Origin of the sequence: Wolbachia endosymbiont (group A) of Beris morrisii (assembly GCF_964028185.1) — a bacterium.
GTDB lineage: Bacteria > Pseudomonadota > Alphaproteobacteria > Rickettsiales > Anaplasmataceae > Wolbachia.
The window spans coordinates 995,042-1,019,246 of sequence record NZ_OZ034760.1 but is presented as its reverse complement, the minus strand read 5'-3'; the positions used below and the strand labels follow the sequence as shown (position 1 = coordinate 1,019,246).

At 34.1% G+C, this 24,205-nt stretch carries 22 protein-coding genes and 1 tRNA gene; 10 read left to right on the top strand and 13 right to left on the bottom strand.

Annotated features, from left to right (window positions below):
• Positions 1 to 12: 12 nt before the first annotated feature.
• Entirely contained in the window at positions 13 to 498 is a 486-nt protein-coding gene (locus tag ABWU69_RS05305; protein ID WP_353285040.1) for a hypothetical protein, read from the top strand.
• On the opposite strand, the gene ABWU69_RS05300 is transcribed toward ABWU69_RS05305, so the two are convergent.
• Positions 495 to 977: an SH3 domain-containing protein gene (locus ABWU69_RS05300; protein WP_353285039.1), complete on the bottom strand. Its 483-nt coding sequence runs from the start codon at positions 975 to 977 to the stop codon at positions 495 to 497. The two genes, ABWU69_RS05305 and ABWU69_RS05300, sit on opposite strands and share 4 nt — an antisense overlap.
• A 70-nt stretch (positions 978 to 1,047) precedes the next feature.
• Between ABWU69_RS05300 and ABWU69_RS05295 the strand changes: the two genes are divergently transcribed.
• On the top strand, positions 1,048 to 2,412 hold the full coding sequence (locus tag ABWU69_RS05295) for a pyruvate dehydrogenase complex dihydrolipoamide acetyltransferase (protein ID WP_353285434.1): 1,365 nt from the start codon (positions 1,048 to 1,050) through the stop codon (positions 2,410 to 2,412).
• A 69-nt stretch (positions 2,413 to 2,481) separates the two neighbouring features.
• Positions 2,482 to 3,114: a hypothetical protein gene (locus tag ABWU69_RS05290; protein WP_353285038.1), complete on the top strand. Its 633-nt coding sequence runs from the start codon at positions 2,482 to 2,484 to the stop codon at positions 3,112 to 3,114.
• A 45-nt stretch (positions 3,115 to 3,159) separates the two neighbouring features.
• Here the strand turns inward: ABWU69_RS05290 and ABWU69_RS05285 are convergent, their stop codons facing one another.
• From ABWU69_RS05285 to ABWU69_RS05270, 4 genes are all read right to left on the bottom strand, one after another.
• Complete coding sequence (locus ABWU69_RS05285) at positions 3,160 to 4,389, bottom strand: KAP family NTPase (protein ID WP_265026027.1); 1,230 nt, start codon at positions 4,387 to 4,389, stop codon at positions 3,160 to 3,162.
• Positions 4,390 to 4,392: 3 nt separating this feature from the next.
• Positions 4,393 to 4,992 (bottom strand): recombination mediator RecR, encoded by a 600-nt coding sequence (gene recR, locus ABWU69_RS05280; RefSeq protein ID WP_406831137.1) that lies wholly within the window; start codon positions 4,990 to 4,992, stop codon positions 4,393 to 4,395.
• Positions 4,993 to 5,212: 220 nt separating this feature from the next.
• Positions 5,213 to 5,350, bottom strand: coding sequence for a hypothetical protein (locus ABWU69_RS05275; protein WP_265034498.1), 138 nt, complete (start codon positions 5,348 to 5,350; stop codon positions 5,213 to 5,215).
• A 206-nt stretch (positions 5,351 to 5,556) separates the two neighbouring features.
• Positions 5,557 to 7,032: a hypothetical protein gene (locus tag ABWU69_RS05270; protein ID WP_353285037.1), complete on the bottom strand. Its 1,476-nt coding sequence runs from the start codon at positions 7,030 to 7,032 to the stop codon at positions 5,557 to 5,559.
• Positions 7,033 to 7,185: 153 nt separating this feature from the next.
• Here ABWU69_RS05270 and ABWU69_RS05265 point away from each other — a divergent pair, with 153 nt between their 5' ends.
• A complete protein-coding gene (locus tag ABWU69_RS05265) occupies positions 7,186 to 7,419 on the top strand; it encodes a WPE palindromic element domain-containing protein (RefSeq protein ID WP_353285036.1) in 234 nt (77 codons plus the stop codon).
• A gap of 132 nt (positions 7,420 to 7,551) precedes the next feature.
• Here ABWU69_RS05265 and ABWU69_RS05260 read toward each other — a convergent pair whose 3' ends face one another.
• From ABWU69_RS05260 to ABWU69_RS05235, 6 genes are all read right to left on the bottom strand, one after another.
• A complete protein-coding gene (locus tag ABWU69_RS05260; RefSeq protein ID WP_265034494.1) occupies positions 7,552 to 7,728 on the bottom strand; it encodes a hypothetical protein in 177 nt (58 codons plus the stop codon).
• A 547-nt stretch (positions 7,729 to 8,275) separates the two neighbouring features.
• A complete protein-coding gene (gene ubiA / locus ABWU69_RS05255) occupies positions 8,276 to 9,133 on the bottom strand; it encodes a 4-hydroxybenzoate octaprenyltransferase (protein ID WP_265034493.1) in 858 nt (285 codons plus the stop codon).
• 3 nt (positions 9,134 to 9,136) lie between these two features.
• On the bottom strand, positions 9,137 to 9,535 hold the full coding sequence (locus tag ABWU69_RS05250; protein ID WP_265034492.1) for a ribosome-binding factor A: 399 nt from the start codon (positions 9,533 to 9,535) through the stop codon (positions 9,137 to 9,139).
• A gap of 9 nt (positions 9,536 to 9,544) precedes the next feature.
• Positions 9,545 to 11,869 carry a translation initiation factor IF-2 gene (infB, locus tag ABWU69_RS05245; RefSeq protein ID WP_265034491.1) on the bottom strand — a complete coding sequence of 775 codons (2,325 nt, stop codon included), beginning with the start codon at positions 11,867 to 11,869 and terminating at the stop codon, positions 9,545 to 9,547.
• A 9-nt stretch (positions 11,870 to 11,878) separates the two neighbouring features.
• Positions 11,879 to 13,441 carry a transcription termination factor NusA gene (nusA, locus tag ABWU69_RS05240; RefSeq protein WP_265034490.1) on the bottom strand — a complete coding sequence of 521 codons (1,563 nt, stop codon included), beginning with the start codon at positions 13,439 to 13,441 and terminating at the stop codon, positions 11,879 to 11,881.
• Between the two features lie 88 nt (positions 13,442 to 13,529).
• Complete coding sequence (locus tag ABWU69_RS05235) at positions 13,530 to 16,604, bottom strand: efflux RND transporter permease subunit (RefSeq protein ID WP_265034489.1); 3,075 nt, start codon at positions 16,602 to 16,604, stop codon at positions 13,530 to 13,532.
• Between the two features lie 175 nt (positions 16,605 to 16,779).
• Here ABWU69_RS05235 and ABWU69_RS05230 point away from each other — a divergent pair, with 175 nt between their 5' ends.
• Positions 16,780 to 17,532 (top strand): hypothetical protein, encoded by a 753-nt coding sequence (locus ABWU69_RS05230; protein ID WP_353285035.1) that lies wholly within the window; start codon positions 16,780 to 16,782, stop codon positions 17,530 to 17,532.
• A gap of 3 nt (positions 17,533 to 17,535) precedes the next feature.
• Here the strand turns inward: ABWU69_RS05230 and ABWU69_RS05225 are convergent, their stop codons facing one another.
• Positions 17,536 to 18,273 (bottom strand): glutamine synthetase, encoded by a 738-nt coding sequence (locus ABWU69_RS05225; RefSeq protein WP_265034487.1) that lies wholly within the window; start codon positions 18,271 to 18,273, stop codon positions 17,536 to 17,538.
• A gap of 326 nt (positions 18,274 to 18,599) precedes the next feature.
• On the opposite strand from ABWU69_RS05225, the gene dnaA reads away from it, so the two are divergent.
• Positions 18,600 to 19,982: a chromosomal replication initiator protein DnaA gene (gene dnaA / locus ABWU69_RS05220; RefSeq protein WP_353285034.1), complete on the top strand. Its 1,383-nt coding sequence runs from the start codon at positions 18,600 to 18,602 to the stop codon at positions 19,980 to 19,982.
• A 27-nt stretch (positions 19,983 to 20,009) separates the two neighbouring features.
• Here the strand turns inward: dnaA and ABWU69_RS05215 are convergent, their stop codons facing one another.
• A complete protein-coding gene (locus tag ABWU69_RS05215) occupies positions 20,010 to 21,275 on the bottom strand; it encodes a metallophosphoesterase family protein (RefSeq protein WP_265034485.1) in 1,266 nt (421 codons plus the stop codon).
• Positions 21,276 to 21,465: 190 nt separating this feature from the next.
• On the opposite strand from ABWU69_RS05215, the gene ABWU69_RS05210 reads away from it, so the two are divergent.
• From ABWU69_RS05210 to virB9, 4 genes are all read left to right on the top strand, one after another.
• Positions 21,466 to 21,553 (top strand) — tRNA-Leu (locus ABWU69_RS05210).
• 29 nt (positions 21,554 to 21,582) lie between these two features.
• Complete coding sequence (locus ABWU69_RS05205) at positions 21,583 to 22,665, top strand: GTP cyclohydrolase II (RefSeq protein ID WP_265025964.1); 1,083 nt, start codon at positions 21,583 to 21,585, stop codon at positions 22,663 to 22,665.
• Positions 22,666 to 22,737: 72 nt separating this feature from the next.
• A complete protein-coding gene (locus tag ABWU69_RS05200; protein ID WP_265025963.1) occupies positions 22,738 to 23,418 on the top strand; it encodes a virB8 family protein in 681 nt (226 codons plus the stop codon).
• On the top strand, positions 23,405 to 24,205 hold the full coding sequence (virB9, locus tag ABWU69_RS05195) for a P-type conjugative transfer protein VirB9 (RefSeq protein WP_353285433.1): 801 nt from the start codon (positions 23,405 to 23,407) through the stop codon (positions 24,203 to 24,205). The genes ABWU69_RS05200 and virB9 overlap by 14 nt, the downstream gene beginning before the upstream one ends.

Genomic DNA, 24,205 nt, shown 5'->3' with positions numbered 1-24,205 from the left:
GGAGGGTGCTTTATGTCTCTAAAGAATAAAATTTCTGAGTTAATAGAACAACAATTTAGCATTAAATACCATGACAATTATTTGGCTTACACTATACATAAGTGGGCTGCAAGTGAAATATCTAATTCTATTGCTTTTTGCATAATTGGTTGTGGAAATTGCAAGATTGGATATCAAGATGTTGCAAATTCATTCAACATAACAAAAGAAGAAATTGATCAAGGTAATATTGCAAGCATAGAAAGTAAAATAAAAAGCGAAGCTGAAAAATCAGGTAGCGAGTTTCTTAAGTTGATTTTTAGAATGGATCAATCGCTAAAAGAGCAGAGTGAAAAGTCTATTGTACAAATTTTAGATTCATCCGCTGAGGAGATGTTAAAAAGTTTCTGTGATAGCCCTGTACAGTCTCCAGAGCATGAAGAAGTCAGTGCATCCTCTGCTTCACCTGCTACAGAAGGCTCAGAAATTACTGTTAATCCAGATCTTTTGCCAACCTAATCAACCCCGTATATATGTTTTTTTTGTACCCATGCTTTACGTTTTGGGGTAGAAAGAAAACACCACTCTTTGTTGCACTTTTCTATTTTCATTACTACAAACTTGTCTATTTTCATAGTAATCTTGCTGTCTACACTCTGTTTTTGATATCCATAAGTATCTTCTTTTATCATTGCGTGGTGCTTATCACTAAGAAGATTGCCTTTTATCCATCCGCAGTCTTCATGTATATCACAGACCTTTTTCCAACTCTCAAACTCTTCTATCACTTTCAGGGGCAGATTTTTGCAAGTGTATATCCATTTTACAGGATAGTGAAACCCTGGCCCCGTCCTCATGTTGATCTTATTTGATTTGGTTGAAACAAAGTTGCTAGCAAACAAGCTATGGCTAAATAATAAAAACAATAGGATAATAGTACTGCCCAGTGTCACGCACTGGGATGACGTGAAGGATAGTGTAACAGACTTATTCATCATAATTCACGATTAGATTGACATAAGATAAAGAGTAAATTAAAAATTGAATAGATCTTTAAATGCAAAATCAATGCCTATAGAAATATTAATGCCTGCTCTTTCACCGACAATGAGCAAAACTGGAGGAAAAATTGTAAAGTGGCATAAAAAAGAACAAGACAAAGTTGAAGTAGGCGATGTAATTGCTGAGATAGAGACTGATAAAGCCATAATGGAGTTTGAATCTGTAGATGAAGGAGTTTTAGCAAAAATTTTAGTAACAGAAGGAACAAGTGGCGTGCCTGTAAATCAACCGATAGCTCTAATGCTGGAAGAAGGAGAAGATAGCAGTGTGCTTAATAACTATACCTCAACTTCCATCAATAGTGCAGTTAAAAAGGAAGTGACAAAAAGTGCTGTTGATAATCAAAAATCAGAACACCAAGATTTAAACGGAAAGCCAACAAGTCATTCTTCGGTGTCATCCCAGTGCTTGACACTGGGATCCAACTCCTCAATGTCATCCCAGTGCTTGACACTGGGATCTAGAAAAGAAGCATGGATCCCAGTGTCAAGCACTGGGATGACAGAGGGTTATGTAGAAGGTAGAATAAAAATAAGCCCATTAGCTAAGAAAATAGCTCAAAATGAAGGGGTTAATGTGCAGCAATTAAAAGGTACAGGACCATATGGTCGCATAATTAAGGCTGATGTGTTGGAGTCTTTAGGCAGTGGTATACGCACTGAAAGTCCTGAGAAAGATACCATAGTTGAAGTAAGCAACATACGCCAAGTGATAGCGCAGCGCCTGACTGAATCAAAACAGAATGTTCCACATTTTTATTTAACTATAGACTGCCAGGTTGATAAGTTAATATCGTTAAAAAACGAGATTAACTCAGCAGATGAAAACAATAAAGTAACAATCAATGACTTAGTAATAAAAGCTGTGGCCTTCAGTATGAAAAAATTTCCTGATATAAATTCTTCGTGGATAGATAATAAAATACTTAAATACTCGAATGTAGATATTTCAATCGCAGTAGCACTTGAAGATGGACTAATTACCCCTATAGTAAAAAATGCTGATAAAAAGGGTATTTTATCTATATCAAAAGAAGTGAAAGATTTAGTAAGCAGAGCAAGATCTGGAAAATTGAAACCTGAAGAGTTTCAAGGAGGTGGGTTTACTATTTCTAATTTAGGAATGTTTGGTATAAAAGCCTTCAGTGCTATAATCAATCCGCCGCAATCTTGCATTATGGCAGTTGGTGCATCCAAAAAACAACCAATAGTTATAAATGAAAAAATAGAGATAGCTGAGATAATGACAGTAACACTTTCTGTTGACCATAGAGCAGTTGATGGAGCATTAGGAGCAAAATTTTTAAATGCCTTTAAGCATTATATAGAGAATCCTCTGGTGATGTTTATTGAAACTGCGGTAACCTATTAGCATTGTTATTACAAAATTAATACCTCTAAGTTTATAATTCTACTAGTTAATAGGCTTAGAGGTAAAAAAATGAATACTACAGTAGAAAAAAATAATCCAAAAATTTTTCCTAAAAATGAAGGAAAGGTTAATTCAAAAGGCATGGTTGCTCCACCTGTTCCTCCGAAATCTTCCCAAGCTAAATTTGCTGGAATAAGAGCAATTTTTGAGCAAAATGCATCTCATTTCCAAGCAAATGATAGTAATAAAACAGTGAGTAGCAATCTTGGAAGAACATTTGGCCCAACAATGCAAAAACTCATGGAAGACAACATTCATAGCACTTCTAACAAACAACGCCGCGATTCAGGGGATAGTGGTATCAGTGATGTTAGTAGCAGTACTCTTGATAAAAAAGCTAAAGCTTATAATCCTCTTGATTGGAATCCAATCTATCAAGGTAAAAAGCGTTTTAGTTTAGACAATATGTCGAGCAACTCGTCTTCGTACAGTGAAAAAAGTAATATTTCAGATATAAGCGATAAGTCTAATAATTCAAACATTGTTAGATGTAATATTACTAGGAGTAACAGTAAGGAGGACCTTCATAAACCTGATGCTTCACATAATGACAAATCTGCAGGTAAAAAATTATCTAATGTCAATGTAAGCGAATTAATCAGAAAGTTTGAACAAGGTAGTGACATAGTAAAAGGGCGTTAATCAAATGTTACCCTATCCTTGTATATGCAAAGGTAGGGTATCTTTTTAAAATATTATGTCCTTTATAGCTTTGTTAATTTTTGACTCCTTCTCTGCAAAAGCAGCTTCTAGAGAGGTTTTAAGTTTTTCCCATTCCTCTTGACCATTTATGTGGGTTAAAATTAAAGATTTATATTCATTTTCAATTTTTTCCAAGGATCTTTGACATGAGGAATCTAGTTCCTCATATATATCAATATTTATTGATTGCAGTATTACCAAAAATGCAAACAAATTCGGATCAGGTAGTTCTTCCTTTATATAATTCAGAAGACATAGTTTTATTTTTTTTGCGCAATATTCTATTGTTTTCAGCGATAGTGATAGGCTTTCTGCATAAAGTATAAAACTATCTATAATCAAATTTTTTGATTTTTTCGGTAATTTAATATTTTCAAATAGTTCTTTTGTAAATTTTTCTATCGGTTGTTTTGGTAAATGTAAAAAGAGATTAGTAAAAGATTTTAGGTCAAAATTCGGTCCAAGTATTGTGCTGATTGCTCTCTGTACATTACTCTTATCTTTACTTACAGAAATAATGAAAACCAGCCCCTCCACATCAAGCATATGCTTTATAGATTCCAAAAAATCGACAACGAATTTAGGACGGCACACATCAAGATTATCCACCATTATATAAATGTTTTTGTCTTTTCTGATTTTATTAACCACATCCGCTAACTGTGTTTTAAAATCTCTAGTACTCTCTTTTCTTCTTTGGAGAAGACTTAATTCACTCAAGACAAAACCTATGTCTTTTTTATCAGCCTCTTTTGCAGCATCAAGAAATACTGAAAGCATAGCAAGTGGAGATTTACTGATCAGCTTTCCTATTGTGTTTAGAGAAAACAGTTCTTTGTTTATGTTCTTGAACTGTTGTATAACGCTTCTTTTTACTTTATACGATGCAAATAAATCTTCAAATAGGAAATTTAAAAAAGAAGGAAGCGGTTGATCCAGTGCATTGATATCCCATGCGCTATAATAAGCTGCAATTTCATTTTGTTGCTTTAGCTCTTTTACCCATTCTTTCAAAAAAAACGTCTTGCCCCATCCATCATATCCTTCTAAAGATATTATTGTAAAAGACTTATCAATTGTTTTAATTATAGTGTTGAATTTACCTGAAAATTGCTTATAGTTTAGACGGTCATTTTCCCAAGCCACCACTTTAAGTGGTGGTGCTGTTTCTTTCTTCTTGAACGTTATTAACGATACAAGTTTTTTAAAGCACATACCTTATTTTATATTTAACTCATATTCTTGTCTTGAAGTAAGTGCTATCCTCAGCGTTCCTTCATCTAGGTAGTCAATTTCTCCGCCCATTGGTATGCCGCAAGCAAGACGTGATATTTTCACATTCAAGTTTTTTAGCAATTCAATTATATATTGTGCAGTAACTTGGCCCTCTAATGTCGGATTAATTGCGATAATTATCTCTTCAATTTTAGACTCCGTCACTCTTTCCAGAATAGTATCAAGGTTAAGTTCTTTTGGACCTATGCCGTTTATTGCAGACAATCTGCCACCCAAAACATGGTATAAACCTGAATATATATTTCCTTTTTCAAACGCCCATAGATCACCCAATTCTTCTACTACACACAGTAACTTAGTGTCACGTTTTGGGTTAATACAAATAGAACAAGGTGACTTAGTATCTAGATTTCCGCAAACTTCACACTCTATTATAAGATCTGCTAGCTCTTTAATCAAAGATGCAAGTGGTAGCATAACTTTTTCTTTATTTTGGAGTAAATGTATAACTAACCTGCGTGATGATGATGGCCCTAAACTTGGCAATTTAGAGAAAGCATGAACTAGATTTTTTATGTTAATGTTCATTCAATAAATTCAGAATAGGCAGTAAAATGGTAACATCAAACCCTTTGTAAAGAAAGTGGTAAGTTTCTCTTGATCCACTTTGATTAGCTATAGAAAAAATTTTTTACTCTAACGCAAAAAATTACTTCCGCATACTTAAAGCCTGATTATAATAAACTTCTTGCATAACCCAAACTAAGTAGAAAAAAGGTATCATCCGAGTAGCTCTCCTTTGTCATCCGAGTAGCTGACTACTTGGATCCAGCCTTTCCATCCAAGACGGTGTCATTCCAGTCTGGAATCCAGAAGAAAGAATGGTGTCATGAAAGTAGCTGACACTGGGATCCAGGAAAGTTTGCTTATGAGCAAGCAAACTGAGTTGGTGAGTATAAAAGTATAGCTAACGCGAGCTCTACGTCATACCGCGATTCATCGCGGTATCTCGGCCGCTAACAAGCAGCGGAATGACGGTTTTTCAAATTGTCAGTAAATCTAAGTCAGTTTAGCTATAATTTCCTAAGTTTGCTCACAATCTCTTGACTTGACACATATGTTTTTTTTAAACATTCCCAAATGTTACTATCTTCCTCCTTTTCCTTTCTCAATTTGTGCAACCATTTCCTTTACATTTGCATGCGTGAGAAGGGAATTTTTGCTGACATGAGATTTTGCTGCTGTTAGGTGATTCATTGCAGATCTTTTATTTCCTGTTGGAAATGAATGAGATTGTTTTTTCTTCACACCGATATCCGCTTGTGCTGCTGGGGTGGTTTTGCTTTCAGCAAGCCGTACATTAGCATTTCCTTTTACTTGATTTTGCTCAAATTTTTCTTTTAATGCCTTTACTTTACTGCCCATCTCGCGATTAGCTCCTCCTTTCATAGTAGCTGCTGCTACTTTTGGTATCGCCTTACCAGCAGCTTTTTGTGCTGATTTCCTATTGTCTTGATTTTCAGATTTTAGTGGTACTGTAGGTTTACTTTCAACTGATTTTTTCCCTACTACTTTTGGCTCTGTGTTTACTTTTTGGCTTAGATTTTTAGGCTTTGGCGGTACTGCAGGTTTATCTTTGACTACCACTTTCGATTTTTGTCTAACTTCTTGACCAGTAGTAAACATTTTTTTTGGTACTTGCGGTGCTCTTGGTGGTTTTGGTGGTACGAGGGATTGAGATTGTTGTTTCTGCTTACGTTCTCTTTTTGCTTCTGTATGTTCTTTAGAAACTGTTGCATAAATTGGCTCTTCTTTGGGCGATTTTGAACTCTGCGAATTTTCTATTAAAATTTTACTTTTCTTCTCTTGATAATTTGATATCTCTTCGTATACAGACTCTTCATTTAATGAACTTCCATAGCCTAAATCTTCTCTCTGCTCATATAAAGGATTTTCCTTTTGCTTTTTCTCTTGATAATTTGATATGTCTTCATATTCATGCTCTTTATCTAATGAACTTCCATAGCCTAAATCTTCTCTCTGCTCATATAAAGGATTTTCCTTTTGCTTTTTCTCTTGATAATTTGATATGTCTTCATATTCATGCTCTTTATCTAATGAACTTCCATAGCCTAAATCTTCTCTCTGCTCATATAAAGGATTTTCTTCTTGCTTTGACGCTGTTCTATCCTCTAAGTTCACTCCATACAATCTATGTTCCTCCTGATTTTTTTTACTTTGCTCTAAATCTGAAATTTTCTTTAAAACATTTAGGTATTCGAATGTTATTTTTTCAGCAAGACTGGGCAATTTATCATTAGCAAAATTTCTTATATCGTTATCCTGAATTGAAGTATCTTTTCCCAAGATTTTATTAAATGTTTTCTTGAATATTCCAAAAAAACCTGATGGCTTTTTGTTCACCGGTTCTATATAATTATTCAAGTCACTACATATAACAAACTTAGCTACATCTTCTGCCTTATCTGTAAAACTCTCTAATGTTTGGGATAAATCCCTCACTGTTTTATTATATTGTTCACCAATGTTTTTCAGCTTTATAGCTTCTATCAAGGAGTCGAGATTTTTTTTATAGTTCTCACTTTTAAATGGATCATTCATACTAATTACAGCTCATTATTTGTTAAAATATAGATCTAAAATATTAAGATCTAGTAAATATTACTTTTGTAATTCATGTAGAACTATAGCTACATAAGTAAGATTTCCCTACGTCATACCGCCACGGTATCTCATCCGCTAACAAGCAGCGGGATGACGATTGTCAGGCTAGCTGTCATTCAAGTAGCTGACACTGGTTCCTTTATGACGGCAGTGCCCAGAGGTGTCATCCCAGTGCCCAGACACTGGGATCCAGAAAACTTAATTCTAACCAAGTGGCTGCATAATAAAGACTGGATGCCAGTGTCAAGCACTGGCATGACAGCAGTCCTACGTCATACCGTCACGGTATCTCTAGATCCCGCTAACAAGCAGCGGGATACTTAACCATCATCTACACCGTCATACCGCGATTCATTCGCGGTATCTCAAAGCATAGATCCCGCTAACACGTAGCGGGATGACGATTGTCAGGGTGTCATCCCAGTGCTCCGACACTGATTTCCATCCAAGACGGTGTCATCCCAGTGCCCAGACACTGGGATCCAGCCTTTCTGCAATCTCATCGAAAACGCTGTAACCACTTTCTATGATAGTTTGCTTACTCACAAGCAAACTTTCCTGGATCCCAGTGTCTGGGCACTGGGATGACAAAAAAAGGAGCACTGGGATGACATCATTTGTTGTGTTTAACAAAGTTTGCACTTAGCTTCATGTTAGCTATAAATATTAAGAAATTTACCAAACGAAAAAAAGGCAAAAGAAGCCCCGTGGTTATTATCCGCTTTAAAATATTGGCGTTTTTTATGTTTTAAACGCTTGACAAGCGAAATTCAGCTGCTTTTAATTGCAACTAACCTACGCTGCAAATGTTTAAGAAATTTACTAAGCAGAAAAAAAGACAAAGAATCCCCGAGTTAGCTAGTCTTTTACTATCTCTGTCGAGTATTGGCATTTTTTGATGTCTTGTAACGCTTTATAAGCGCGTTCAGCTTATTTAGATAAAAATCTAGATGTAGATGAAGTTTTGTAAAGACATACAGTATCTATATACTGCAAAAAATTGAACATAAGACGCCGATACATTAAGTAATCCTTACCTTTTAATCTGCAGATTGGCGAAAGCAAATACAATAGCTTCAGTTTCATGATAAGAGGGCTGGCAAAGGGTGTCAAGCAAGTTTTTTCGTTTCTGCGGGCTACCTGAGTTTATTGACTTCATTAGAGCCAAAACTCTTGGGACCTAGGTGATAATTCTATCTAAAAGGATGCCAAAAAAGAGAAGCAACCCTACGTAGGAATTATTTTTAAATATGGACATGCATTGACTGGGATCGTCAGGATTGAAATTTTTGTATTGGCGGTGAAATATGAACCCTACAGCAAGTAGAGCAATATAAAAAATGTTATTTAATGATGATAAGATACCAGCATATGACCACGCCATAAGAGATATTAAATAAAATCTTTTCAACCAAGATTTTGTTGTATCACCAAAATATAATGCGGTAGATTTCATTCCGAGTTTTTCATCATCTTTTTTATCTTGATGGGCGTATATGGTGTCATAACTAAGTGTCCAAAAAATGTATCCTACATAAAAGAGTATAGGTTCTATACTAATCTGGTTCTTTATTGCTGTCCAGCCCATGAGCGACCCCATATTAAAAGTAAACCCTAAAAACAATTGTGGCCACCAAACGTAACGCTTTAGCAAGGGGTAGATAACTATCATGCACATTGAAATTATTCCAAGTATGAGTGTAGTTTTATTAGTTAATAATAAGATTACCAGGGCAATAGACAGTAACAGTGAAAGTAAAGCTAAAGCCTGCTTTATGTTTAATGCACCACTTGCAAGTGGCCTATATTTTGTTCGTTCAACGTGCGCATCTATTTCTCTATCGAAAATGTCATTGATTATGCACCCTGCAGGTCTCATTAAAAATGCACCTATAGTAAACAAAACAAGGAGAAAAAGAGCCTGATACGATAGAGAAGTTGAGGCTAAAAGAATACCGCTCAAACTGGGAAATAGCACAAGCCACAAACCTGTTAAACTGTGCAATCTCATTAATGAAAAGTAACGATTGAAATGCATTAATTAAGTGTGATTATGTAATATTTTGCTTACATTGACAAAATTATCGAACGCTAAATCAGGCTTGAAAACTAACTCAGGTATAAATCGCAAATCAACATAACACAATATAGATTTACGTATTGACCATGCAGATTGGTTCATTTCATTAACAACAGTGTTAATATCACAATTATTCTCAGAAGGATCTCCAGTGCGTCTTTTTTCTGAATCTGAGTAGTCAGCTACTTGAATATTCAATGAAGATAACACAATATATACATCTGCTTTTTTCAAATCTTTACTTAATTTTACGTCAGATACCGCTACATTTTTATTGAACACCTTCCCTTCCATTAGGACTCTTGATATTGCTCTATGCAATACCGATGCTATTTTTAGGTTTCTAATTTCCTTTTTCATATCCAGCTACTATAACACCCTTTCTTCTTGCACTAATTGATAAGCTTCTAAAATATCTCCAACTTTAATATCGATATTACCCTCTAGTGATACTCCGCATTCAAAGTTTACACCTACTTCTTTAACATCATCTTTAAATCTACGTAGTGCTTTTAACTTTCCTTCATGCACCAATTTGCCACCACGCACTACCTTAATTAAAGAATCTTTTTTTATGACTCCATCACTTACATAACATCCAATGATATTACCAGCTTTAGATACATTAAATATTTGCCTTACAGATGCAGAACCAACACGAACCTCTCGTGTAATAGGCTTTAACATTTTAGTTAAATACATTCTCATGTCGTCAATGAGCTCGTATATTATGTTATAAGTATGTATTTCTATACCTTTTTGTTTTGCCAAATCCCTTATTTTTGAGTCCACTTTTACATTAAAAGCTAAAATTACTGCACTTGATGCTTCTGCAAGCAGCACATCTGAATCTGTTATCCCTCCTACTGCTTTGTGTAGGATATTTAATTTCACTTGGTCTTTACCGAGTTTATCAATTGAACTTGATATTGCTTCAATAGAACCAGTTACATCGCACTTTAAAACTACAGATAGTTCTTCTGTTTTACTGTCATTACGACTGAATATATCTAAATTATTGTCGCCCAAATCTTCTTTCTTTTTCTTGATCAACTCTAGCCTGTATTCAACAATTTCACGCGCCTGCTTTTCAGAATTTACAACAACAAATTTATCTCCAGCATTTGGCACACCATTTAGACCAGTAATTTCAATTGGAGCGGAGGGTAGTGCTGCTTTTTCTCTTTGACCAAGGTGATTAACCATACTACGTACTTTACTGTATGTTGTACCAACTACCAATATATCACCAACCTTTAACGTTCCTTCCTCAACTATCAACGTAGCTGATATTCCTTTTGCTTTATCTATTTTGGATTCTATTACCCATCCAAGTGCTCGACAATCTTCTATTGCTTCTAGCTTCATTAATTCAGCGATTAACAAAATTGCCTCTTCTAGTTTATCTAAATTAGTTTTCTTTTTTGCTGATACTGGCACAATTATAACATCACCACCGAGCTCTTCAGGAATGAGATCATATTGAGGTAAGCTACTCATTACTTTCTCCACATCACCAGGCTCAGATTTATCAATTTTATTAATAGCAACTATAATAGAAACATTTGCTGCTTTTGCATGATTTATTGCTTCAACTGTTTGTTTCATGATTCCATCGTCAGCTGCAACTACTATTACAACTATATTAGTAATATTGGCACCACATGCACGCATCGCAGTGAACGCTTCATGTCCTGGTGTATCAATGAAAGTAATTTTTTGCTTATCTTTTGTCGTTATTTGATAAGCACCTATGTGTTGAGTTATGCCACCTGACTCTCTTTCTGCAACATTAGATTCACGAAATGCATCGAGCAATGAGGTTTTACCATGATCCACGTGGCCCATAAAAGTGACGATTGGTGGTTTAAGTTTTTTAAGCAGGCTTTCTCTGCCTTCTATAAAAAATAAATCCTTTTCTTTGTTGGCATCGCTCACTCGTTTGGCCGTATGATTAAATTTTTTCACTATTTCACATGCTATATCTGGATCCACCAGATCATCTACTCTATAACTCTCACCAACTTCTTCTTTGAACATTTTTAGCACACTCTTGCTATCTTCTGCCATACGAATAGATAACTCCCTGATAGTTATTTTGTCTAGTACAATAACTTCTCTTGATATATTTTTACCCTTAGTAAACTTTGACTTTCTACCTCTTATACCAAATCTTTGCTTAAATACAGGGGGTTGTTCAGTTTTTTCATCTATTGCCTGTGCAATTACCAGTTTAGAATGCTTAGAATATATATCTTTGTTGACTTTAGAAGACTTTTTATCGTCGCCCTCATAGTCAATATTATCTTCTCTTAGTTCAACTAAGTGAGTATCACTTAAAACTTTCTTATTTATTTCTTTAGATAAAGCGTCCGCTTCATTTTTCTCGTCAATCTCTTTATTGCTGTCTTCTTTTGCTGTTTTCTCTTTTTCTTCTCTCTGATTTCTTTCTTTCAGCAAAGCAGCATTCTGCACAGCATTAATGCGGAAAATTTGTTCTTTCTCTGTTAAAGAACCTAATTTACTCTCGTCAAATAAATTATGTTCTTCTGCATCATGAGATTTTTTTCTTCTTTTTTTTACTACTGTAGCTCCAGTACTTGGGCTAGCTGAAGAGTTTAAATTGAGGTCTAATTTAAGCTTGCTTAAGCCTTGGAGCGTTAATTTTTTATTACTGATATCTTCATTATTCATATTATTTTATTATATTAATCCAAGCTTTTTACGTGCTTCTATGATTATTGAATCTACTGTATCTTTTAGATTTTCTTTGCTATCAGCTGAGGAAGAGAGCATGCTGCAAAACTCATAACTTGATAAATCTGCTATGTCCTCTAAAGTCTTAATATCATGTTTACTAAGAGCAATTTTATTGTCTATTGATAAAGTTAAATTGATTACATCATCTTCCATACCTAAACTTTTTAGCTCTTCTATTTTTCTATCATTTTCTGTTTTCAGGTACTTGTTTGCTCTATTATGAAGTTCGTTTGCAATATCTTCATTAAAGCCCTCTATTGAAGCAAGCTCTTTAATTGAAGCGCTGGATATATCTTCTACGCTTGAAAAACCTTCTGTTACCAATAGCTGACCCATAATCTCTTCTAAGTTTAAAGCTTCAGCAAATAAAGCTGAACATTGACTAAGTTCTTTACTTCGCCTTTCTGATTCTTGCTGAGTGCTTAATATCTCAATTTTCCATCCAACAAGCTCTGAAGCTAATCTTACATTCTGGCCCTTTTTTCCTATAGCTAAACTCAATTGGTCTTCAGCAACTATTAACTCTATGCAATTTTCATTTTCATCAATAATAACCTTCGATACTTCTGCAGGAGTAATGGCTTTAATAACAAATTGACCCAAATCTGAGGAGTAATTTATAACGTCAATTTTTTCACCATTTAATTCGTGTATAATAGTTTTTATTCTATCTCCCTTAACTCCAACACAAGCACCTACTGGATCAATGTTCTTGTCAGGAGAGAAAACAGCGACCTTAGACCTTGAGCCGGCGTCTCTAGCTATACCTTTAATTGTTACTAACCTGTCAGCAATTTCTGGTATTTCTTGATTTAATAATGCCTCTAAAAAGCCTTCATGAGTCCTAGAAAGAATAATTTGACGTCCATCATCAGAGCGCTTAACAGTCTGTATGTAAGCTTTAACCTTATCGCCTTCACGAAATGATTCACCACCGGTCAAATTTCGCAAAGGAAGGTATGCCCTAGTGCCATTTATGTCTATAATAAGATCTGAATATTCTACTTGTTTAACAATACCATACCTTATTTCTCCCGCCTTATCTTTAAATTCCTCATATTGCTTTTTTGACTCTTCATCTTTAATTATTTGAGCAATCTTTTGCTGGGCAATTCTTGCTGAAGCAAGATCAGTGTTAAGAGAGAGCAATTCACTAACAGTATCTCCAACTTTTGCATCTCCTTTTATTAATTTAGCTTGTGTAAGCGTAATTGATTCATACTCAGTGTTCTCTTCTTCATTTGATTCGTCATCAATAACTTTTAGTTTTCTGTATGAAGTAACTTTGCCTGTATTTCTATCTATATTAACTACAATTTTACTTTTGCTACCATATTTTTGATAAGCCACTGCTTCTATAGCACTTTCTAGTGCCTTTATTACAACATCAAAATCCAAACCTTTTTGAAGTGAAAGCTCTCCTGCTGTTTTTATTACATCAAGGCTTCCAACTATGTTATTCTTGTTACTTTTCTGCTTAACACTGCTTTTACGATTAGCAATCATAATAAATAAATCCAATGTAATTAGTTATAATTATAGCTTCAACGGGCAAAGAACGCTATCTTAAATGTTAAATGATTGCTAATTTAAGTCAAGTTTTTTCATGTCTTTGTATGACAAGCAACGCAGGAGTAAAGAATAAAGTTAAAACCGTTGCAGCCAATATTCCACTTGCTATGGTTGTTGAAATGTCAACCCACCACTGGCTTGATGGAGCATCATATGTGATTTGTAGCGTAAAAAAATTGATATTTAACCTGGTAATCATCGGTATTAAACCAAGAACTGTGGTTGCAACGGTAAGCAATATTGGCCTAACGCGAGAAATTGCAGCGTTTATTACACATCGCTTGATGTCATTTTTGTGTACCTTAATTTGGTGACGAAAGGCATCAAGCAATAGTATGTTATTATTCACTATAATTCCTGCCAAAGCAATTATCCCCACTCCACACATAACAACTACGAAAACTTGTTGGATAAGAAAGAAAACAAAAAACACACATGTGGTGGATAAAAACACTGCTGTCATTACGATAAATGTATGGTATACATTATTAAACTGTGTCACTAATACCAATATCATTAGTGTAATCGCTAATATAAAAGCCTTTAACAAAAATGCTCCTGATTTTTGTTGATCTTCTTTGTCGCCTTTAAAATCAATTTTTACTCCCTTGTCCCAATCCTGGGCAATAGAATTCTGAATGAACTTTACTCTTTCATCAACAAGATAGCTAGTATCCACATCAGCGGAAATTGTCACTGTACGTAATCCATCAATCCTATTTAGTTTGTTTACCTTTTTTTCGGGAGCATATTTTACTATGTTGCTCATAGGATACGGGCCATTAACTGTATTGATAAAAAGATTATCTATAGTCTTCATGTTGCGGTCCCTTCTGGGGAAACGGAGTACAATATCGATTTCTTCATCCGTGTTATTTGGTCTATATTTTCCAATCAACACTCCATTTGTAACCATCTTTATAAAATCGCCAATGGTTGCAACACTTACTCCAGAACTTGTAGCTTTACTCTTATCAACACTCATATTCCACTCTATTTCAGGTGCTGATCTGCTATCTTGAATATTTATAAACCCGGATGAAGGTTGGTCCATAATTTTTAGAATTTTCTCTGCTGCTAAATTCAGATTGGATGCACTTCCGCTGAGGTTAATTTGTATTGGCTTGTCAGCCGACGGTCCTGACTTTTCCTCTTGAACATTAATTATTATTCCTTTCATGTCTTGCACACTGCTTCTTATATCGTTTAATATGTGCTTAGCTTTGCGCCTGAAGCGCCAATCCATAAGTTCTAGTTGAATTCTGGCGATAACGTTGTCTGAAAATGCTCCTGATCTGGCATAAGAAACATGAATTTCTTTTTCAACGCTCAAAATGCGTTCTTCCACTTCTTTTAGTATCAAATCTCGTTCTTTGGCTGATAAGCTTTCTTTTGCTTTAACACTGATTAAAATATTATCTGAATCCACTTTCGGAAAAAACTTCACTCCAGGACCAAAGGTAAAGTACAGCACACTAAATGAAAACAGGACGAATACAGTAGCACATATGAATTTTTTAGGATGATCTAAAACCTTCTCTAGCATGCGTATGTAAGCTCTTATTATAGGCCCAGCATTTTTTATCTCACCACTTTCTATAGCACTCATTTTTTTTATTTCTTTTTTTGAAGTTATTGAAGGCTTACCAAATATTGCACCAAGTGTTGGTATAAAAACCAAAGCCATAATGAGCGATCCAGTCAAAGTTAGAATTATTGTAATTGGTATGTACTGCATGAATTTACCAACAGTATCAGGCCAGAATAATAGAGGAAAAAACACTGCTAATTTAGTTAACGTCGATGATAGAACCGGATAAAACATATCACGAACTGAAGTGTGAAAGGCTTCTACTTTGTCCATTCCGCAGATCATCTTTCTATCGGCATATTCGCTGATCACAATTGCATCATCAACCAGCATGCCAACAGCCATGATTAAACTGAAGAGCACAACGATATTTAAGGTTATGCCCATAAAGTAAAGAGCTATTATCCCAATGAGAAAGGAACCGGGTATCGAGAGTGCCACAAGAATAGCAATCCTTGTTCCCATAGAAAGCATCATTATGATCAATATTAACAACACAGCAAATATTATGCCGTTTTCCAAGTCATCAAGCACATCGCGGACGTTTTTTGACTGGTCATTTAAGTACACCACTTTTAAATTTTCAGGTAATTGATCTTTTGCCTTATCCATTAAGTATTTTACTTGATTTACTGTGTCTATTATGTTTTTTCCGTTACGTTTTGAAATTTCTAGCACGACACTAGGTAATCCATTAATGCGAGCAAATCCTTGGTGATCCTCAAACCTAGGGTATACTTTTGCTATATCTTTGATTCTCAAAACTGCATCGCCTTGAGATCTAATAGGAATATTCATAATATCTTCTATATCTTTTAATAACCCTGATATTTTAATCGAATATTTACCGGTATCATTTTCCAGTGACCCAGCTCCCACTAGTCTATTATTGCTTGATATAGCTTGGAATATTTCGTTTGATTGAATGTTATATTTTGTTAGAACTGTGGGCTCAACTATCACTTCTACTGTTTCTTTACGCATACCCGCTACTTCAACTTTGAGAACATTTGGCAGAGACTCTATTTCTTTCTTTAGCTTGCGTGCTATTTCAGTTAAGGCTCTTTCTGGCAAATTACCAATTAAGCCGACATTGAGTATCGGAAATAAGCTCAAGTTTATTTCATTGATTATCGCAGATTCTGCTTCAACAGGTAACTTCGATTTTATGTTTGAAAGCTTTGAACGGACATTATCGAGCACTTCTTTATTATCATACTCTGTTCCAAATTCGAGTATCATGTGAGCACCATCATTAGTCGCGAATGCCTTTAGTTCTCTTACACCTTCGATGGATCTTAGTTCGTTTTCTATAGGAAGCACTAATAGCTTTTCACTATCTTGAGCAGAAATCCCAGGAAGTCCAACAAACACGCTGATTATAGGAATCTGTATATCAGGGTTACTTTCCCTTGGCATTTTTACATAAACGTATGAACCGAAGATAAAAATTACTATAAGTAATAATACCACCGTCCTGTTTCGCTCTATGAGTAAGCTCTGCATGTTGAATGTTAACTGAATATGTGCGTTTGTACAATATTATAGTCGAGATACATTGCATATTAATTAATCCTTGTATAGCTTTAAAACTTTACGCAAATAATTAAAATTTTCGCAAAATTGCAAGTATAAGAAAATTTCTGTATAATAATTCTAGAACAGTATTTGAGAGGTTATTATGGTGGCAATTTTAAATGTAACAAAAGGCAAGAGAAAAGTTATTGTGTCTGGATTAGCTGGAGCTTTATCAGCTTTAATATTTTTAACAGCAATCCACATTGCCGCAAAGATAGCCATTATCATTTCTGCTGCTGTGGTTACTTACTTATTACTTTCGCTGATTCATAAAATAAGAACTAAAAAAGAACGGCCTGCTGAAATTACTGGTGTTTCAGAAGATGAAGGGTATAGCAGTGTTGATGAAGGTGAAGAAAAAGATATGGAAATATCCGAAAAAGAACCAAAAAAAGAACCAAAAAGAACTGAAACTGAGCTAGAAGAAGAATTAAAAAATAAAAGAGCACAAGAACGCATGGAGAAAAGATTACTTGGTGACTCTATAAATGCGTTTAGCAAACCAATTATTGTTGAAATTATAGATACTGGAAATAGTAATCCTGTTGATTATACAAAAACTATGGTAGTGCCTGAGAAAATTATTCTTGGCATGCCAGATGATAAAACTCTTACACAAAATAGCTCTAGCTCTATAAAGAATCAGATGAAATCTCCCCCTGAACACATGGATGTATCTGATAATCCACTTCCTGGGCAGCCATCGAGAGACCTTACCAATGTAGGGCTTAAGTCTAAAAGCACGCAGAAACTATCTGCTGCAAAGTGGCTATCACAGTATGGGAGTATAACCAATAATTCAATGAGAATGCCAGAGCGGCTAACTATGGAAGATATTGTTAACCAACGTGGTTAGGGTTTATATCAAACTCTCCATCTTATATTGAGGATCAGATGCAATGCCATACACTCTATTTGGCGGAGTAATTTTGTTCTCTATACCAAAAACTATACCTTCAATTATTGCTGTAAGCACTTTTTCAAGGTTACAGTCTGCTCCAGGAACACGGTGCTCTAGGCGGCATCTTTTGGAATCGTTGCCAAAATAGGGAATTCTTATCGCAGCAGTTCTGTTATTTACTCCCCAACTAATCGTAGTTGGAGTGTGAATATCCGGGTACTGAAATCTTAAATATGAATCATCATTTGGAGCAAAAAACAACATATGTTTTTTCATCATTGCACATAATCCGCCAATACTATGAATCAAATAATCACTATACTTTTGCTCATTGCTATAAAATAAGTTATCGTTATTTGAATTCACGAGATTAACATGCACATTTAATGCACTGCCTGCTCTATCCAAATAAGGCTTTGCTTTAAAAGAAACGTTCCCACCAAGTTTTTGTGCTACTTCAGTAAGTAATTGTTTTGCTAACTCAAAATGCTTAATTAAATTGTCGGAGTTCGTATAACAACCACTTTTTATCTCATATTGATGTGTAGAATTCTCCTTCTCGCAAGAAAATTCAAGAAATGCTATTTTATTTTTGATGCTATTCAGAAATAAATATTCTTTTTCTATTCCTTCAATGTAAAACTCTAGTTCAATACCGAATACAGCATAACAACTCAAATTACTTAATATAATCATAAATTTGCTTCAGTAAATCTATATTAGGTTAGCTATATTTATATGAATACTTTACTTATTTGCCAGTAAATTTAACATCTTATTTATACATAATGTATTACTATTTTTAATAGCATGCTTCTAATCCTCGATACAAGCGACATTTACAAATTTTTCATTTCTTTGAAATAAAAATGATCAATTTTAGTGTTTTTATACCCTTTACAACCCATCAAAAAATCACCATAATTTTTAGTATGTATTAAGTAGTATTAGCTTTTCATTTTGCAGTAAGCTATTGATTGTCTTATATTTTTCTAATTATTGCTTTTTTCTTGGTGTGGTATATGAACTTAACTAGCCCTAAGGTTTCTACTATGTTTTTTGATCAGATTATTACAGTAACGGATCACAATGTTACTTGGGAAAAAATCCAAAATTGTCTTTATAATCTTTATGGAGAAGCAACATATAACAGCTGGCTGAGTTCGCTAAAATTTATCAGTAGCAGAAATGAGGAAGTTCTTTTATCCGTGTCAACAAGGTTTATAAAAGAGTGGATTACAGTTCATTACATGAAAAAAATACTATCATTATGGCAAAGCGAAGATAAAAGTATATGTTCTATTGATATTCAAGTAATTGAGGAAAGGAATTCAAATTCTAATGTTATACTAAAAAACAGAGAGGAAAGTAATCATAATCTTGGTTCACCACTGGATCCCAGATTCACTTTTGATAATTTTGTGGTAGGAAAGTCAAATGAATTAGCATTTACGGCGGCAAAGCGTGTGGCAGAATCTATAGATCCAATATTAGGCAGCAATCCTTTGTTTCTATATGGTGGAGTGGGACTTGGTAAAACACATCTAATGCATGCTATAGCTTGGCACATAGTCAATTCCCCATCAGAAAAAAGAAAAGTAGTATATTTATCAGCAGAGAAATTCATGTACCAATATATTACAGCGCTGCGAAGCAAAGATATTATGTTGTTTAAAGAGCAATTTAGATCAGTAGATGTATTGATGGTAGATGATGTGCAATTTATCAGTGGTAAAGATAGTACACAAGAAGAATTTTTTCACACTTTCAATGCATTGATAGACCAAAATAAACAATTGGTTATATCAGCTGATAGGTCTCCTAGTGATCTTGATGGAGTGGAAGAAAGAATAAGATCACGACTCGGTTGGGGGTTGGTGGCAGATATTAATGAAACAACTTTTGAATTAAGGCTTGGTATATTGCAGGCAAAAGTGGAGCAGATGAATATGTATGTTCCGAAAGATGTCCTAGAGTTTTTAGCAAGGAACATAAAATCTAATATAAGAGAATTAGAAGGAGCATTAAATAAGATTACCCATACCTCATTAATTGGAAGAAGTATGACGGTAGAATCAGCTAGTGAAACCCTAATCGATCTTCTTAGGTCAAATCATAGGTCAGTCACAATAGAAGAAATACAAAAGAAAGTAGCTGAATTTTTCAATATAAAGGTTGCAGATATGCAATCCAATAGAAGGCTTCGCAGTCTTGCAAGGCCAAGACAAATAGCTATGTATTTTGCCAAAAAATTTACGCAAAAAAGCCTACCAGATATTGGGAGAAACTTTGGTGGCAGAGACCATGCTACTGTTATACATGCAGTAAAACAAGTAGAAAATTTTATAAAGACCGACTCAAAATTTGCTGATGAAATCAATCGATTAAAAAAAATGTTTAAGTAGCGTTTTTAAAATAGCTAATAACAAGTCCTAAAATGAATCGACTATAGTTTTAATCCGTTTAAGTTTAAAATCTTCTGTTAGCTTCGCAGAATACATTTCCTTATTGTGTTGATTATAGAAGGTAAATTTGTGATCATCTAAGTTTAGTATTGCAAAGCCAAAACCGAAAAAGTTTCTAACCTCGTGTGCTAAGTAGTTTCTACCATTTGAATAGTCAAATTCTACATTTTGATAAACAGGCTCTTGATCTTGAGCGTGTAATAATGCACCACCGTTTCCAACTATAATCTGGTCTGGAGCATTATCCATTAATAAAATCTGGGCTATATGAATGTGGCCAGAAACTATGGTAGTAACATTGCTTGGAAATTTATCTCCAAAAGCTTCAATTTGTGTAAGATTACCATGGCTTTTTAATGTCAAAAATTCTTTTTTTGGAGATCTCCAAAGCGGTTTATGAGTTAAAAACCACGTGGGCTTATCTTGTATCAATTTATCAAATTGCCTTTCAAAAGCATCAATTGTGCTTTGGGTTGTAAAAATATCCTCACCGGATGAAGAGTCGAAGATAAAAAATTTCATCGGTCCAGCATCTAAAGACCAACTAGAAACAAGATTTTCACATTTTTCAGGCGAAAAAGGGTATGAATCTAGATATCTGAGCCATCCTTCATAAGCTCTATCACAACTCTCATGGTTTCCACGAACAAAAAGGAAAGGGGATTGTAATGAAATATCCTTTGCAGGCTCAAACCAATCAGCGTACCAAGCTTCTTTATTATATCCATAAATATCGCCACACTTTTTTGTATTTCTACATTTTGTTTGTCTATAATGATAATCACCAACATGGATAATTAAATCTGGTTTATGAAGGGCGATTGAATCTAAATTTTTTTTTAAAGGCCAGCTATCTACCGAATTACATTCCTGCTGAAATAACATATTTATTCTACAACCCGTGTCACCAATAAAAGCAATTTTATTAACCTTTTCTGGTAATATAGGAACTCGTAGATCCTCAATACTAATGTTTTTGGCACTTGTTTGTACTGTCAGTTCACAAACTGTTTCGTTATGATCACCATTGTTAATTGAGCTGCGATTCAGCATTTCTATTTCCTCGCCATCGACATAAACAATGGGACACATGTCATTGTCTGTAATTGCACGTATGCTTAATTTATTTTCTGGGATAACTTGAGACCATGTGTATAATATTTGTGCATGGACGAAATGAAAGCTAGTTATAAGAGAGAGAGCTAAAAAAATAAAGATATTAGCTATATTCATTTGTATAAAAACCTAAGTTAAAAATTAGTAGTAAGGTTATCTTAAATGATTAAAATTTATAATCACAAAATTCATAATCAAATTATACAGGTAATTTCTAAATTATTCTAGTATCAGATTGACACTCTAGATGAAAAATTCTAAAATGATTAAGTAATTTAAAATAATTATATAAAAACTAGAATATAGTGCGGCCGTGGTGGAATTGGTAGACACGCAGCGTTGAGGTCGCTGTGGCTCATAAGGCCTTGGAAGTTCAAGTCTTCTCGGCCGCACCAGTTTTTATCGCTGTTTAATATGGGTAAAAATGTTTATAGGAAATCAGAGTAGCAATAAGGTAGAAAGAGCTATCAGCGAAATCAGACGCGGTCGGCCAATTGTAATATATGATGAAAGTAATTACCTATTGTTCGCTGCTGCTGAGGCTTTAGAAAGAGATTTATTTAATCAATACAAGCTTATATCAAGTAATGTATATGTTACTTTAACTTCAAGTAAGGTAAAATACATATCTCAGAATAAAGAACATAATAGCAAACGTCTGTTGGTGAATAATTTTGATGAACTGCTCCATTTAATAAACTGCTCAAAGGAAGATTGCATAAAAGAGTTGCAATGCTCAAAGACAATAGATGAATGTGCTATTGCCTTGCTTAAGTTCTCAGAATTATTGCCATACGCGTTAGTGGCTGATATGATTTTTGAGAATAACCATGAAATGCGAAATTGGTGCGAGAAAAATGACGTTATTGCACTGGACACGTCATTCATAAATAATTTTCAAGAAAATCAGGATGTATATGAAGTGTGCAAAACATCATTATTTTTAAAACAGACTCAAGAAGTAAATATCATATCTTATAGAACCGAAAGTGGCGGAAGAGAACATCATGCAATTATCATTGGCAATCCAGATAAAGATGATGAACCATTAGTGAGAATTCATTCTTCGTGCTATACGGGTGACTTGTTAGATAGCTTATCATGCGATTGCAGAAGTCAGTTACATCAAGCAATTCAAATGATAGCTGACTCTGGAAGTGGTATTATATTGTATTTGATGCAAGATGGAAGAGGCATTGGTTTAACTAATAAGTTAAGAGCGTACAGTATGCAAAGAGGACATAATCTTGATACTGTTGATGCAAATAGAATATTGGGTTTTGAAGATGATGAAAGAAGTTTTGCTGTTGCAGCTAAAATGCTTAAGAAATTGAACATTAACAAAATCCAATTACTTACAAACAATGATAGGAAATTGTCAGAATTGGAAAGTAGTGGTATAGGAGTTACAAAGTGTCTACCACTTATTGTGGAACGTAATAAATATAACGATTCATATATGGAGACAAAGTTTAGTAAGCTAGGCCATAGATTAAGAGTTTTTTAGCTTTTTTGTTGTAACTACTTTGTTAATTTGCTATGTTTATTAACATAAGTTAAGATTTTTAGGAATACTAAAATGCTAAGATTTTTTAAGCGAGAAAAAAATACTGAATCCTTAGATAAGGATATAAATTGGAATTCAAACCGCTACAGCACAGTTATTGCTCAAAGGAATATTCTACTTTTATTTGCATTAATATTATTAGCAACGATCTCTATCAGCATATTAGTCATATTTAAAATTAGCACAAGTAGCACTATTGAGCCATTTGTTATAGAAATTGACAAGAAATCAGGAATAGTGCAATTGGTTGATCCTGTCACAGTAAAACAGTATTCTGCAGATGAAGCGCTAAACGATTATTTTATTTCAGAGTATATAAAGGCAAGGGAGGTTTTTGATCCATATCATTATAATTATAACTATTATACAAAGGTGAGGTTGTTTTCCTCACCTAATGTGTATAATGAATTTAGAAATTATGTAGGATCGCAGAATATGGATGATCTTTTTAATTTATACTCAGATACCAAAAGTGGATTTAAAATTCGCTCAATTCAAAAATTGGGTAACGATGCTCTTCAGGTGAGGTTTTTTGTGGAATTTACACGGAAAGATGGAAGTTCCACAAGAAAAAATAAGATAGTTATTATGTCATATAGATATGCATCGCTTGAAATGGATGATCAGCAAAGATATATTAACCCATTAGGATTTCAAGTTATTTCATATAGAGTAGATGATGAATATGTATAGGATATTATTAGTTTTAGCTTTACTTATAAGTGGCAATTTGAACGCATCCATTAATTATAATGAGCCTATTTCTGTAGATAGTAGAATAAAGACTTTTGTGTATAGCCCTAATGAAGTATTTACGGTGGTTTTTAGTCAGGGTTACTATTCTTATATTGAATTTGCGGAAGGAGAAAAAGTTAAAAATATTGCTATTGGTGATGCATCAAGTTGGAAAATTAATCCTTATGACAATAAATTGCTTATCATGCCATTTGAAGTTAGTAGTCGCACTAACATGATTATTACGACAACTAAAAAAAGAAATTACATTTTTGATTTAATCTCAAGGCCAAACTACGATAAATACCCAGATACTGATGCTAAAAAAGTGGATCATGATTATTCTGCTGAAAAGGATATATCTTACGTAGTACGTTTTTATTATCCTCAAGAAGAAGGTGAATTTGATGTTGATTTAGATGAGGTTTCTTTACCTACTCAAATGCAATATACTACAGACAAGCCAGAAAAAATAATACAAGAAAATGATACGAAGTACAATTATACATATATTGATGAAGGTGGTAATGTGGATATAGTTCCGATTGAGCTATTTGATGATGGTTATTTAACCTATTTAAAATTTAGAAATAATAATAAAATACCTCAGATTTTTGTAGAAGAGGAGGATAAACCTTGTAAAAGGCTGTTATTTGATGATTATGTTATAATAAAAGGAGTACATAAAAAGCTATTTATGCGTTATGAAGATGGTGAAGTTGAAATTATAAATAGGTCACTTTAG

Bases quoted from the DNA above. Each gene is read 5' to 3' on its own strand.
- ABWU69_RS05270 (WP_353285037.1), bottom strand. From the start codon at position 7,032: ATGAATGATCCATTTAAAAGTGAGAACTATAAAAAAAATCTCGACTCC.
- ABWU69_RS05205 (WP_265025964.1), top strand. From the start codon at position 21,583: ATGTTTATAGGAAATCAGAGTAGCAATAAGGTAGAAAGAGCTATCAGC.
- ABWU69_RS05295 (WP_353285434.1), top strand. From the start codon at position 1,048: ATGCCTATAGAAATATTAATGCCTGCTCTTTCACCGACAATGAGCAAA.
- ABWU69_RS05200 (WP_265025963.1), top strand. From the start codon at position 22,738: ATGCTAAGATTTTTTAAGCGAGAAAAAAATACTGAATCCTTAGATAAG.
- infB (WP_265034491.1), bottom strand. From the start codon at position 11,869: ATGAATAATGAAGATATCAGTAATAAAAAATTAACGCTCCAAGGCTTA.
- ABWU69_RS05250 (WP_265034492.1), bottom strand. From the start codon at position 9,535: ATGAAAAAGGAAATTAGAAACCTAAAAATAGCATCGGTATTGCATAGA.
- ABWU69_RS05285 (WP_265026027.1), bottom strand. From the start codon at position 4,389: ATGTGCTTTAAAAAACTTGTATCGTTAATAACGTTCAAGAAGAAAGAA.
- ABWU69_RS05225 (WP_265034487.1), bottom strand. From the start codon at position 18,273: ATGATTATATTAAGTAATTTGAGTTGTTATGCTGTATTCGGTATTGAA.
- virB9 (WP_353285433.1), top strand. From the start codon at position 23,405: ATGAATATGTATAGGATATTATTAGTTTTAGCTTTACTTATAAGTGGC.
- ABWU69_RS05290 (WP_353285038.1), top strand. From the start codon at position 2,482: ATGAATACTACAGTAGAAAAAAATAATCCAAAAATTTTTCCTAAAAAT.
- ABWU69_RS05305 (WP_353285040.1), top strand. From the start codon at position 13: ATGTCTCTAAAGAATAAAATTTCTGAGTTAATAGAACAACAATTTAGC.
- ubiA (WP_265034493.1), bottom strand. From the start codon at position 9,133: ATGCATTTCAATCGTTACTTTTCATTAATGAGATTGCACAGTTTAACA.
- ABWU69_RS05235 (WP_265034489.1), bottom strand. From the start codon at position 16,604: ATGCAGAGCTTACTCATAGAGCGAAACAGGACGGTGGTATTATTACTT.
- dnaA (WP_353285034.1), top strand. From the start codon at position 18,600: ATGAACTTAACTAGCCCTAAGGTTTCTACTATGTTTTTTGATCAGATT.
- ABWU69_RS05300 (WP_353285039.1), bottom strand. From the start codon at position 977: ATGATGAATAAGTCTGTTACACTATCCTTCACGTCATCCCAGTGCGTG.
- nusA (WP_265034490.1), bottom strand. From the start codon at position 13,441: ATGATTGCTAATCGTAAAAGCAGTGTTAAGCAGAAAAGTAACAAGAAT.
- ABWU69_RS05215 (WP_265034485.1), bottom strand. From the start codon at position 21,275: ATGAATATAGCTAATATCTTTATTTTTTTAGCTCTCTCTCTTATAACT.
- ABWU69_RS05230 (WP_353285035.1), top strand. From the start codon at position 16,780: ATGGTGGCAATTTTAAATGTAACAAAAGGCAAGAGAAAAGTTATTGTG.
- ABWU69_RS05265 (WP_353285036.1), top strand. From the start codon at position 7,186: ATGACGATTGTCAGGCTAGCTGTCATTCAAGTAGCTGACACTGGTTCC.